The organism is Providencia sp. PROV116 (genome assembly GCF_028482485.1).
GTDB classification, from domain to species: domain Bacteria; phylum Pseudomonadota; class Gammaproteobacteria; order Enterobacterales; family Enterobacteriaceae; genus Providencia; species Providencia rettgeri.
The window spans coordinates 172,301-184,993 of the sequence record NZ_JAMPQO010000010.1; the positions used below are offsets into that span (position 1 = coordinate 172,301).

Genomic DNA, 12,693 nt, shown 5'->3' on the forward strand with positions numbered 1-12,693 from the left:
TTCGAAAGCTAATCGAAGTTAGCCCTTTCTGTTGGTTGCACTAGTACTCTCTCCGGCTAGTGCAGCCAGCCGCTCAAATCTTTCTTTTAATCCCTTCGGGCTATTCTCTGCTAATTTCAAAAGTGCTTGTGCGGTTTGTGTGCTTATCTGGCGTTCGTTCATTTTTTGACTCATTGAGGCCGTTTGCTTAGTTACTGAGCTATTTTGCCTCGATTTTCGCATAAGATCGGGATTGATTCTGATGTCGATAGAAGATAAAGATGGTAGAATGGACGTTCTTAATGCAGAAAGAAGATTGAGTTTTTCGTAATTAAGTCGGGTCATCCAACTGGCATTTGCCACTTCAATGACCATAATACTATTACGGTAGTTTGCAACACGGCACATAGGTTTGATTTCAGCCGGCAGTAACCCTTTTACAGCACGATTCAGTTTGATAATCGCTTTTGCATTACGTTGAATAGTTTGTAAAGTGTTCGATGATGTTGCCAATGATCCTTCAAGAACATCAAAAAGTGCTTGTGGATGACTATCTCTCATTTTTAGCTCCGGCTGAGAATGAAACAACGAATTACAAATAATAATTTTGTCACTTATTCATTATATAAGAGTTTGATGGGCATTTTAAATTTTTGGCGACAACTCGGAAGAAAATACTTTTGGTCCCACCTGCTATTAGGTGTGGTTGCCACGGGTGTCGGTTTGCCTACAATTTTAAATGCGTTATCAGAATCTCAACACACACAGGTTAACTCTTCCCCCGTTAATCGCCAGAGCCAAGCTGTTAATGCCTTTGACAATTTATTTTCTCAACAGAATTCTCAGCGCTCTTCATCATCATCGTCATCCTATTCAGTTAATTACTGGCAGCAACATGCGGTAAGGAATGTCATTCGGCAGCTTACTTTTGCTTTTTCGGCAACGGAAGACGATGATGTAAACACGGCAGCAGAAGAGACTGAAAAGCTTATTGTCCCACAGTTGATGCTAGATACGCTGTATGCCATGTTAGCACAGCGTTCACTTCAGTGGGATGAAAGTGTTATCCAATTTAGTCATTATAACTATCCCCATATTATTGCCTACCAACCTGCAATTTGGATTGCTCAAGTCCACGGCATTCGTGCCGGCCCGTTAACAGCTTAATCTTTACCCATAGCAAGCCAGCTTAGTGCTGTGCTGTCTTGCGCAATAAAATTTAAAACAATTAATTGATTATTAGAGATTAAAATATGTTAACAAAGATTTTGACCAAAGTTTTTGGTAGTCGTAATGACCGTACCTTGCGCCGTTTACGTAAAGAAGTTGAAAAAATTAATCGTCTTGAACCCGATTTCGAAAAGTTATCTGATGATGAATTAAAAGCAAAAACGGTAGAGTTTCGTGAGCGTTTAACGAAGGGCGAAAGTTTAGAAAGCATTATCCCTGAGGCATTTGCAACTGTTCGCGAAGCAAGTAAACGTGTATTTGGTATGCGTCACTTTGATGTACAGCTTATCGGTGGAATGGTACTGAATGAACGCTGTATCGCAGAAATGCGTACGGGGGAAGGTAAAACATTAACGGCAACACTACCAGCTTATATCAACGCATTAAGTGGCAAAGGGGTTCACGTAGTTACGGTGAATGACTACTTAGCCAAGCGTGATGCTGAAAATAACCGTCCATTATTTGAATTCTTAGGTTTAACTGTGGGTATCAACCTGCCAGGTATGGCTCCACCTGCAAAACGTGAAGCGTATGCGGCAGATATTACTTATGGTACTAACAATGAATTTGGCTTTGACTACTTACGTGACAACATGGCATTTAGCCCTGAAGAGCGTGTTCAGCGTAAATTGCATTATGCTTTGGTGGATGAGGTCGACTCAATTCTTATCGATGAAGCACGTACACCGCTGATTATCTCAGGTCCTGCGGAAGACAGCTCTGAACTGTACCAAAAAGTAGATAAACTTATTCCATATTTGCAACGTCAAGAGAAAGAAGATTCAGATACTTTCCAAGGGGAAGGCCATTTTTCGGTTGATGAAAAATCGCGTCAAGTAACCATAACAGAACGTGGGCTAGTATTAATCGAAGAACTTCTAGCAAAAGAAGGCTTAATGGATGAAGGAGAATCTTTATATTCACCTTCTAACATCATGTTAATGCACCATGTAATGGCAGGCTTACGTGCTCACGCATTGTTTACCTTAGACGTTGATTATATTGTAAAAGACGGCCAAATTGTCATTGTTGACGAACATACGGGCCGTACAATGGAAGGGCGCCGTTGGTCTGATGGCTTACACCAAGCGGTTGAAGCAAAAGAAGGGGTTGAAATTCAAAATGAAAATCAAACCTTGGCTTCAATTACTTTCCAGAACTATTTCCGTTTATATGAAAAACTTGCAGGTATGACGGGGACGGCGGATACCGAGGCATTTGAGTTTAGCTCAATTTATAAACTTGATACAATTGTTATCCCAACTAACCGTCCAATGGTTCGTAAAGATTTACCTGACCTCGTTTATATGAACGAAGCGGATAAGTTTGCGGCAATTATTGAAGATATTCGTGAGAGAACCGCCAATGGGCAACCTGTTCTTGTTGGTACGATTTCTATCGAAAAATCTGAATTAATTTCTAATGCATTGAAAAAAGCTAAAATTGCTCACAACGTATTGAATGCAAAATTCCATGCAATGGAAGCGGATATCATCGCAAATGCAGGTCAAGCAGGTGCAGTAACGATCGCAACTAACATGGCCGGTCGTGGTACTGACATTATGTTAGGCGGCAGCTGGCAAACTGAAGTTGCTGCATTAGAAGAACCAACTCAAGAGCAAATTGACGAAATCAAAGCAAACTGGAAAGTTCGCCATGATGCTGTTTTAGCCTCAGGTGGTTTACATATTATTGGTACTGAGCGTCATGAGTCACGTCGTATCGATAACCAGTTACGTGGTCGTGCAGGGCGTCAAGGGGATGCGGGTTCATCTCGTTTTTACCTATCAATGGAAGATGCGCTGATGCGTATTTTTGCCTCAGACCGCGTTACAGGAATGATGAAAAAGTTAGGTATGAAGCCAGGTGAAGCTATTGAGCACCCATGGGTGACCAAAGCTATTGCTAATGCACAACGTAAAGTTGAAAGCCGTAACTTTGATATCCGTAAACAACTACTTGAATATGATGATGTTGCAAGTGACCAACGTCGTGCAATTTATACTCAACGTAATGAATTACTGGATGGCGGCGACATTAAAGAAACGGTTGATAGCATCCGCCAAGACGTATTAACCACTACGATGGATGCCTATATTCCACCTCAATCACTTGAAGAAATGTGGGATATCGAAGGGTTACACCAACGTTTAGTCAATGATTTTGACCTCGACTTACCAATCAAAGAGTGGTTAGATAAAGAGCCAGAGTTACACGAAGAAACATTACGTGAACGTATTATGGCAAAAGCGATTGAAGTTTATGATCGTAAAGAAGAAATTGTTGGCGCAGAAGCGATGCGTAATTTCGAAAAAGGTGTCATGTTGCAAACATTAGACACATTATGGAAAGAGCACTTAGCGTCAATGGATTACTTACGCCAAGGCATTCATTTGCGTGGCTATGCGCAAAAAGATCCTAAACAAGAGTACAAGCGCGAATCTTTCAGCATGTTTGCTAACATGCTTGAAGCATTGAAATATGAAGTGATTAGCACCTTATCTAAGGTACAAGTTCGTTTACCTGAAGAGGTTGAAGCATTAGAGCAACAGCGTCGTGAAGAAGCTGAGCGTTTAGCGAAAAGGCAACAATTAAGCCATGAAGCGGGTGCTGAATCTTTAATGACTGAAACCGAGGCTAAAATAGCAACTCAAGGTCACAAAATTGGTCGTAATGATCCTTGTCCTTGCGGCTCAGGTAAAAAATATAAGCAATGTCACGGTCGCTTAAATTAATTTATTATTAACTCATTAATATAAAAAAGGCGGGGTAACCCGCCTTTTTGACGAAAAAATTATGGAAAAAAAACATTTGCATATCGCGGCTGGAATTATTCGTAATTCCCAGCAACAAATTTTTATTACTAAACGGCCTGAAGGCACGCATATGGCTGGCTTTTGGGAATTTCCAGGTGGAAAACTTGAGATTAATGAATCACCTGAAGCGGCATTAATTCGTGAGCTTGAAGAAGAAGTCGGAATTGTAGTGACTAAGAGCGAGTTATTTCATCGCGTTGATCATGAGTTTGATGACCGTTTCATTACGCTTTATTTTTTTATCGTTACTGCGTGGGAAAATGAACCGTACGGTAAAGAAGGGCAAGATTCGCGTTGGGTTTGTCAACATGACCTTATTGCTGATGAGTTCCCACCGGCAAACCGTATTATTGTCGATTTATTAACGCAGAGAAGTGAATCAGCTTAATAACTGATATTGATATTAAGTGGAAAATACACAATGATATATTTTCCACTTAATTTACTGTGTCGCGACTTAACGTCTTATTTATCTGGCTGTTCACTCCAGTCATCGCTGTCAGAGATATCCCCTTGACTCGTAATTCTTTTTTCCTCACTAGCCCACTCACCAAGGTCAATAAGTTGACAACGCTTACTGCAAAATGGCCGGAAAGGGCTATTTTCATTCCAAACAACTATCTTTTTGCATGTTGGGCAGTTTACTTCAATGATTTCGCTCATAAATATATATCTCTAGCTAGCAACAGGATAACTCAAAACTAATTACATCTGGAAGTATACCATTCTCACTGTCGATATGTAGAAAGCGCAATGCAAATCGTGTTTTATGGCCTGAAATTTGTGGGTAAATAAGGTGCTCAATTGATAATTTGATACGTAGTAACTCTTTACCCTCGACATTATCTTGATAAAAACCATTATGAGATTCTTTTGTTTCGAAATTACCACTTTGACGAATTAATGTAAGGACTAGTTTTAATGCATTATTAAGTGGGTCAAGGCTTTGCAGCCATCCATTGATGGTTTTATTTCTTTCAATTTGCGGGATATTTAACCAAAGCTGTAAAGTGGGGAGATCAAAGCTACAGCAGCCTCCTGGGATGCTTAGTCGTTGGCGTACCATACTGATAATTTTATCTGTTCGTAAATGGTGGCCAAAACGTGAGGCTGACATCAATTTGGCGGTTGTATCAGATAATTGTTCAAGTAATGTAGAAATTAATTGGTTATCGGCATTAGGGGCTTCAGCCCAACTAGCTAGCTGAATTCGTTGTTTTTCGAGCTCTTTCATGAGCTCAGAACGTACTTCGCCTCTATCAAGAATTTCAATTAATTCTGAAACAGAACGAAAAAAGGCAATACCAGTAGAGTAGGAAGTAATATTACTTAGCTCATAAATTTGAGATAAAAGTGTTTCAAGGCGCAACCACGAACGAATTTTTTCATTCATTGGGTATTCATAAGTAATAAAATTTGTTGCAATTAACTCGCCCATTTTAATTCCTATTTTTTTATTTTTGCTAGTGTTAAGTACTGGTTATGTAACGCGGCTACCTTGGTTGAGAGATCCCTATCATGAGAATGGTTTGTAATTATATCATTGGCATAATCAAGTCGTTTTTCACGGCTAACTTGTGCATTAAGTATATTAGTAACTTGTTCTAAACTGGTCTTATCTCTTTTTAGAGTACGTTGAATTTGCTCTTCAACAGTAACATCAACAACTAATACCCTATCTGCCAAATGATGAATATTATTTTCAATCAATAAAGGGACTACCCATAATAGATAAGGGTAATTTATTTGTTGAAATTGTTTTTGTGTTTCTTGTTGGATCAATGGATGAAGTAGAGCATTCAGCCATTTTTTTTCATCAGGTTTGGAAAAAATAATTTCTCTTAAGCGCTGCCTATTTAGAGCTCCGTTAGGAAGAATGACATCCTTACCGAAGTGGCGAGTAATGCTTTTTAGAGCTGGGCTGTTAGGCTCAACAACTTGTCGTGCAATCACATCCGCATCAACTAGGGGAACTCCAAGTTTTGCAAACTCGTTTGCAACAGTTGTTTTACCACTTCCAATACCACCTGTTAAAGCAACTATATAAGGCATATGATTATTCATTTACTCGTTGAAAAAAAACAGATTACACTGAAATAAATCATTTGTCTTCATCCAAAGTAATATTACTGTGAATAGATTAAAAAATAAATCGATATATTATATATTAAAGGGGAAACATAATATCTATATCTATATCTATATCTATATCTATATCTATATCTATCTGAAATTATTTATAACTCAGTTATAACATTACCTAAATTAAATATAGGTAGATACATTGCTAGCATGACGATACCCACGAGTATAGCAATTAAAACGAGTAAAATAGGTTCAAGGTTTTTTAGGTTTTTTTCGGTAATGAAAATATATTGCTCTGAATAATATTTGAATAAATAATTGGAAAAATAGTGTATTTTTCCAGATTCTTCAGCAATAGACATTAGCTGTACAGCTAAATCAGGAAAAAACTTAGTTTGCCTCATAGCATAAGAGAGCAATTCTCCTTTATGTACCGATATATGTACGTGTTTGCAGTCTTTTTTATATTGATTATTATTAATGGTTTGAATAGTACACTTTAAACATTCAGATAATGATAACCCTACATTAATAGTTGAATGCATCGTTAAAAAATATAAACTTAAATTATGAAGTTGTAATGATTTTTTTAATATGGGTAAATGCATTATTGTTTTTTTTAATAAGTTCAGTGCCTTTTCCTTAAATTTAAATATGAAAGGTAATAAAAATAGAATAAGACTAAGTAAGTAGGGTAAATATTCCCTTAGGAAACTTGATATGAAAGTTATAGTTTTTGTAATGAGTGGTAGTTCGTGTCTAACATTTTGATAGATACTTTCAAATTGAGGAACAACATAGATCATCATAATGGCTAATAAAACTATAGAAAAAGATGATAGAATTATTGGGTATCGTGTCGATTTACTGATGAGTAAAGATACTTTATTGTTATGCTCTAAAATTGAATTGATTGTACTAAAGCTTTCCTCGTACTGCCCTGTTTTCTCGGCAACGGTAATAATACTGATTACTGTATCATTAAAAATGGTGGGATGTTCTTTTAAATATTGTGAAAACCTCTCTCCTTTTTCAATATGGATTATTAAATTTTCGATAATATCAGTCCAAAATGGAAGGGGGCAGTTAGTATGCAATATTTTTAAACATTGTATGAGGTTAATACCTGATGATGATAATAAAGATAATTGATGAAAAAAATGAATTCGATAATTAATGTTTTTTTTATCTAATGTAAATAGTGTTTTTAATTTTATTTTTATAGGAATTAAATTTCTTTCAGTTATGTTAATAAAAGCATGTTTTTTACTTTTTGCTATTAGTGTACTGTGTTTTAATTGGTTTTTAAAATCAATGGCAATATATGAATAAATAAACATGTTAATTTACTCCATTTCCGATAATAGAATAGATTTCTTGAAGTGTGGTTTCACCCATTTCAACGCATTCTATACCTGCATCAAAAAGGCTAACAAAATTATTTGGATTTTCTAATGTATTATTTTTAAAAATTTCACAGATATTGCTTTGATCTATGTATTCATAAATTGCAGTTCTTCCCATAAAACCAGAAAAACAAAGCTCACAGCCTTTTGAGGACCATTCATTGATTATATGGTTATTATGCAATTCAGTTTTTTTAGGTATTGTTTCTTTGCAGTGAGGACAAAGTTTTCGTACTAGCCTCTGTGCAATAACCATTTTTAAGCAAGATTTAAGTTGACTATTTTCTATCCCCAATTGATTCATTCGCTCTATAGCACTAATTGTACAATTTGTGTGCAGTGTTGACAAAACTAGATGACCAGTTTGAGCCGCTCGGGTCGCAATCTTAGCGGTTTCTTCATCACGGATTTCACCAATCATAATGACATCAGGGTCTTGCCGTAGAAGCGCCCTCAAAATAAAAGAAAAATTAAGTTTGTATTTTTCATTGACTTGGGTTTGGTTGATCCCTTGTAGGGGGATTTCAATAGGGTCCTCAATGGTTGTTATATTTCTTGAGGATTGATTTAAATATTCTAGATAACTATAAAGTGTTACTGTTTTACCACTTCCTGTTGGCCCTGTGACTAAAATTAATCCTTGTGGCCGATTTAAATATTCTTTTAACTGTTCAAGAAGGGAAGAGCACATCCCTATGTGCTCTAAAGAATATTTTAATTGCGTATTCAAAATACGTAAGACTAACTTTTCACCATGAATGGTCGGAATGCTAGAAAGACGAATACTATAATTTTGCCCGTCAAAATACCAACTCATTTGACCATCTTGTGGAAGCCTTTTTTCCGCTATATTCATTTTTGCTAGTATTTTTATACGAGCAATAATTTCGCTATTAATTTCATAAGGAGGAGAGGGAATAAAATATAGCTTCCCATCTACACGTAATCTAATTTTTAACCCTTGTTTGGTTGGTTCAAGGTGTATATCAGATGAGCGTTTATGAACCGCTGTTTTTAATAATTCCTCAACAAAATTAATTGCAGGTGATGATGTGTTTAATAGTTCGGTTTCTTGAGATTGATAATTTGTTTCCTCCTCTTTTATTTCATGTACTGTGTTATTAAAATAATGGTCTATTTTTTCTTTTGGCCAAATATCATAACAGACAGGGACGCTAGCAATAAATTTTAATGTGGCTATTAAGTTATCATCCGGTTTTTTAGCAGCGGCGATAGATAATCTTTTTTGATTATAATCGATGATTATAATGTAATTTTTATCACATAAGCTCTTAAGTTCTTTATAAATAAATTGGTCATTTTTAGTTATATTCATAAACAGTTCCAATTAAAATACAAATGTTTTTTCACATAGTGACTTTAAGTTAGCATTATTTTTATTTTCACAAACAACTGCCCAGTTAAAGGGTTTATCTAAGGTTGGAAGGGTTGGTGTTAATATGACTTTTAAGTCTGATAATGATTTACCAGTAGAAAGTGTAATAACCCCAGATTTAACGTCTATCTTATTAATGTATTTCCCTGTTATATTTGTAGGAATATCATCACCACCTCCATTGCATTGCGATAAACTCCCTCGATTAAAACTACATATTTCTACACTGTTTTTATAAGGGATTATAGTTTGGAGTACATCAGTCATTGCCGCTTTTTGCATATAGCTTTGATAGCCAGGGATCGCAATAGCACTTAGAATTGATATAATTGCAATTACTACCATAATTTCAATGAGTGAAAATCCTTGTTGATTCATAAATAAAAACCTCCGTTGTTAAGTGAGGTTTCATCATAATTAAATTTTTAAGTTAAAGTTAGATGCTAAAAAAAACAGTGAGAAGCACTTTGTAAATATTTATTGGGAAATAGATAAGATTGCATTTTTCTTCGATCAGCTTCGCAATAAATAATAAAGATAAAATAGGAGGTGGAGTTTTTCGATAAATTAAGTGAAGATAAATGCGCCTGTTTTGTATTCACGGGTAAGATCAATATAGATATTACCCGGAATAATAATTGAATCATTAATTATTTAATTTACTTTTATAATGCGTCCAATCAAAAAATGGTCCAGGATCTGTTTTGCGACCAGGAGCAATATTACTGTGGCCGGTAATATTATTTTTAATTAGTGGGTACTCAATTATAAGTAAATTAGTTAAATAAGTAAGGGATTGATATTGTACTTCGGTAAATGGTTCAAAATCAGTGCCTTCTAATTCAATACCAATAGAAAAATCGTTACATTTTTCTTGGCCTTGGTAGGAAGACTGCCCAGCATGCCAAGCTCGTAAATGAAAGGGGACATATTGAATGATGGTGCCGTCACGGCGTATTAAGCAATGAGCAGAAACTCGAAGATGTTTGATTTCATTAAAAAATGGGTGTTCATCAGGGTTTAAAGTCCCTGTAAATAATTGGTTTATATAAGGGCCACCAAATTGGCCTGGTGGAAGGCTGATATTATGAATGACTAACAGAGAAGGTATGGTATTCGTGGGGCGCTCATCATGGTGTGGAGAAGGGATATGAGTCACATTATTTAGCCAACCATTGTGTATTTTCATATCGTTATCCATAGTATTCTCTTTTCTTTTTTGTTAACACTCGTTATCTGCAAACGAAAAGATTAGCATAGATGAAACAAAGCGAGTGCACATTTTGGAGTTAAAAATGACGATACGGCGATATGATGAACAGCAAAGACGTGAAATGCTTTTTGAGCGGTTACAAATTGATATTCCTTTTATGGTCAGCGTGGCTTTGAAAGAAGATTTAGGTCAGTCTATTGATTATAAAAAAGATATCACTGGTCAGCTGTTAAATATAGATGCGCAAGCGAGTGCTCGAATTATTACTCGCGAACATGGCGTTTTTTGTGGGAAGCAATGGTTAGATGAGGTCTTTCTTCAACTTGGCGGGCAAGTCAAAATTGATTGGAAAGTTCAAGACGGTGAAACTGTTACTCCTAACCAAGTTCTCTGTGAGATGCAGGGCCCATCCCAAATTCTATTAACAGGTGAGCGCACCTCTTTGAATTTCATTCAAACGCTCTCTTCTGTTTCAAGTATAACTGCTGAATATGTAAAACAAATCACTGGTACAAGAGCGAAGTTACTTGACACACGTAAAACTATTCCGGGCTTAAGGACCGCTTTAAAATATGCGGTATTGATGGGGGGGGGGGTTAACCATCGCTTAGGTTTATCTGATGCCTACTTAATAAAAGAAAACCATATTATATCAGCTGGTTCAGTCGAACGAGCTGTTGAATTAGCGCGTAGCGTGCATCCAGATGTCCCTATAGAAATTGAAGTTGAAAGTTTAGATGAGTTATTACGAGCCTTAAAAGCGCAAGCGGATATCATCATGTTAGATAACTTTACTCCAGTCATGATGAAAGAAGCTGTGGTGTTAACGGCAGGTAAAGCTGCACTTGAAGTTTCAGGCGATGTCACATTAGATACGATAAAAGAGTTCGCAGAAACAGGGGTTGACTTTATTTCTGTTGGTGCGCTAACCAAACATATTAAAGCCATGGATTTGTCTATGCGTTTTATTGATAAAAATCAGTAAGTAATTTGGTTAATACACGAAGCTGCCTCAGCTGAGATCCTAAGTTATAGTATTGTTGATGTAGTTTCATCTTGAGTGGCTATTTACGTTAAGTAGGCTTTAGGAATCTAGATCATTCGTTGATTAACAGTATCTAAGTGTTGATTTAAATCTTTATGGGGTTACAACAAAATATTTTGTAGCCCCTAGTCAATTGACCCATTTGCATTTCTTTTATCCACCTATCAATTGAAACATTACAACGCTATTTTATTTTCTACATCAACTTTATTCTAAGATGATAAGGAATCGGTTTGAGTGTAATTTAACCAAGAGAATTTAAGTTAAGTTTAAAATCGGTTGTGAATTTAACGATTTATTAACATCACTGTGGTCTTGATGAGTAAAAAGTACTATCAATGGCATTATGTGGTTAAATAATTATTATTGGTGAATTTAAATTCAATTAATTGGTTGGTTTAACGATTCAGTTTCTATTTTTCAGCATAATAAATCGGTTTTAATGTTAAAATATGTCATGTCAAATTGCATATTTAGTTATCAATTCATGCTAAATTTTAAAAAAAATTGTTAAGATTTGCAGGATTTTATGATTTAGCGCAAGGTCTTTATGGACAGATAGTGAATACTTTGTTACTTTATTAACCCATAAATAAATTGGTATTACCAATTAACACTGGGTAATACGTAATCAATAATTACTCACTCATGAATATGGCAGATTATGACTTACGGTAAAATTCGCCAACCAAAGTTATCAGATGTAATAGAGCAGCGTCTCGAACATCTTATTTTCGAAGGGACACTACGCCCTGGCGAAAAGCTGCCTCCTGAGCGCGAACTTGCAAAACAGTTTGACGTATCTCGGCCATCAGTGCGTGAAGCAATTCAAACGTTAGAGGCGAAAGGCCTTTTATCTCGCCGCCAAGGTGGCGGAACATTCGTGCAAAAGAAAATGTGGCAAAGCTTTAGTGACCCTTTAGCTCAGCTACTTGAAGGCAATCCTGAATCTCAATTCGATCTTCTTGAAACTCGTCATGCCCTTGAAGGTATCGCTGCATATTATGCGGCACTTCGTGGTACAGATGAGGATCTTGAGCGGATTCGCCAAAGCTATGAATTAATTAAGACAGCGCAAGAAAATGGTGGATTAGAAGCAGAGTCAGATGCGGTATTACAATATCAATTAATTGTAACTGAAGCCGCTCATAATGTCGTTTTACTACACCTATTGCGCTGTATGATCCCGATGTTAGAACAAAATATTCGTCAGAATTTTGAGTTCTTATATACCCGTAAAGAAATGTATAAAGCAGTTAGTGAACATCGAGCACAGATTTTTGCCGCTATAATGGCAAGAGAGCCCGAAAAGGCACGTGAAGCTTCTCATCGTCACTTAGCCTTTATCGAAGATTTACTGTTGGATATTAGCCGAGAGCAAACTCGCAGAGAACGTTCTTTACGTCGGTTACAGCAACATCCTGATTTGAATTAATAATATAGATCCTGACTGCTGCGTCTATATTATTGTGAATACTCTAATTGAGAGTTAAAGCGGCAACTACATCAGGGCCTATCTTCCC

13 protein-coding genes are annotated in these 12,693 nt (G+C 36.3%); 5 read left to right on the forward strand and 8 right to left on the reverse strand.

The window, feature by feature from the left end:
- Window positions 1-18 precede the first annotated feature (18 nt).
- Window positions 19-540 (reverse strand): DUF721 domain-containing protein, encoded by a 522-nt coding sequence (locus PSE72_RS07870; RefSeq protein WP_109912939.1) that lies wholly within the window; start codon window positions 538-540, stop codon window positions 19-21.
- A gap of 75 nt (window positions 541-615) precedes the next feature.
- Here PSE72_RS07870 and secM point away from each other — a divergent pair, with 75 nt between their 5' ends.
- From secM to mutT, 3 genes are all read left to right on the forward strand, one after another.
- The gene (gene secM / locus PSE72_RS07875) at window positions 616-1,146 is read left to right on the forward strand and encodes a secA translation cis-regulator SecM (RefSeq protein WP_004913160.1); all 531 of its coding nucleotides are present in this window, start codon (window positions 616-618) and stop codon (window positions 1,144-1,146) included.
- An 86-nt stretch (window positions 1,147-1,232) separates the two neighbouring features.
- Window positions 1,233-3,944: a preprotein translocase subunit SecA gene (gene secA, locus PSE72_RS07880; RefSeq protein WP_109912938.1), complete on the forward strand. Its 2,712-nt coding sequence runs from the start codon at window positions 1,233-1,235 to the stop codon at window positions 3,942-3,944.
- 61 nt (window positions 3,945-4,005) lie between these two features.
- Window positions 4,006-4,413, forward strand: a complete 408-nt coding sequence (gene mutT / locus PSE72_RS07885) for an 8-oxo-dGTP diphosphatase MutT (protein WP_109912937.1) — start codon at window positions 4,006-4,008, stop codon at window positions 4,411-4,413.
- 77 nt (window positions 4,414-4,490) lie between these two features.
- On the opposite strand, the gene yacG is transcribed toward mutT, so the two are convergent.
- The 7 genes from yacG to ampD form a co-directional block, all read right to left on the reverse strand.
- Window positions 4,491-4,688 carry a DNA gyrase inhibitor YacG gene (yacG, locus tag PSE72_RS07890; RefSeq protein WP_115166881.1) on the reverse strand — a complete coding sequence of 66 codons (198 nt, stop codon included), beginning with the start codon at window positions 4,686-4,688 and terminating at the stop codon, window positions 4,491-4,493.
- A 16-nt stretch (window positions 4,689-4,704) separates the two neighbouring features.
- The gene (gene zapD, locus PSE72_RS07895; protein WP_109912936.1) at window positions 4,705-5,463 is read right to left on the reverse strand and encodes a cell division protein ZapD; all 759 of its coding nucleotides are present in this window, start codon (window positions 5,461-5,463) and stop codon (window positions 4,705-4,707) included.
- An 8-nt stretch (window positions 5,464-5,471) separates the two neighbouring features.
- Window positions 5,472-6,077 carry a dephospho-CoA kinase gene (gene coaE, locus PSE72_RS07900; protein WP_004913145.1) on the reverse strand — a complete coding sequence of 202 codons (606 nt, stop codon included), beginning with the start codon at window positions 6,075-6,077 and terminating at the stop codon, window positions 5,472-5,474.
- Between the two features lie 185 nt (window positions 6,078-6,262).
- Window positions 6,263-7,450, reverse strand: a complete 1,188-nt coding sequence (locus PSE72_RS07905) for a type II secretion system F family protein (RefSeq protein ID WP_115166882.1) — start codon at window positions 7,448-7,450, stop codon at window positions 6,263-6,265.
- Between the two features lies 1 nt (window position 7,451).
- Window positions 7,452-8,852, reverse strand: coding sequence for an ATPase, T2SS/T4P/T4SS family (locus tag PSE72_RS07910; RefSeq protein ID WP_272690944.1), 1,401 nt, complete (start codon window positions 8,850-8,852; stop codon window positions 7,452-7,454).
- A 12-nt stretch (window positions 8,853-8,864) separates the two neighbouring features.
- Window positions 8,865-9,290, reverse strand: coding sequence for a prepilin peptidase-dependent pilin (gene ppdD, locus PSE72_RS07915; RefSeq protein WP_198641440.1), 426 nt, complete (start codon window positions 9,288-9,290; stop codon window positions 8,865-8,867).
- Window positions 9,291-9,558: 268 nt separating this feature from the next.
- Window positions 9,559-10,101 (reverse strand): 1,6-anhydro-N-acetylmuramyl-L-alanine amidase AmpD, encoded by a 543-nt coding sequence (gene ampD / locus PSE72_RS07920; protein ID WP_110732286.1) that lies wholly within the window; start codon window positions 10,099-10,101, stop codon window positions 9,559-9,561.
- 106 nt (window positions 10,102-10,207) lie between these two features.
- Between ampD and nadC the strand changes: the two genes are divergently transcribed.
- Both nadC and pdhR read left to right on the forward strand, forming a co-directional pair.
- Window positions 10,208-11,110 (forward strand): carboxylating nicotinate-nucleotide diphosphorylase, encoded by a 903-nt coding sequence (gene nadC, locus PSE72_RS07925; protein ID WP_110732100.1) that lies wholly within the window; start codon window positions 10,208-10,210, stop codon window positions 11,108-11,110.
- Between the two features lie 724 nt (window positions 11,111-11,834).
- On the forward strand, window positions 11,835-12,605 hold the full coding sequence (gene pdhR / locus PSE72_RS07930) for a pyruvate dehydrogenase complex transcriptional repressor PdhR (RefSeq protein WP_004261987.1): 771 nt from the start codon (window positions 11,835-11,837) through the stop codon (window positions 12,603-12,605).
- The last annotated feature ends 88 nt before the right edge of the window (window positions 12,606-12,693 follow it).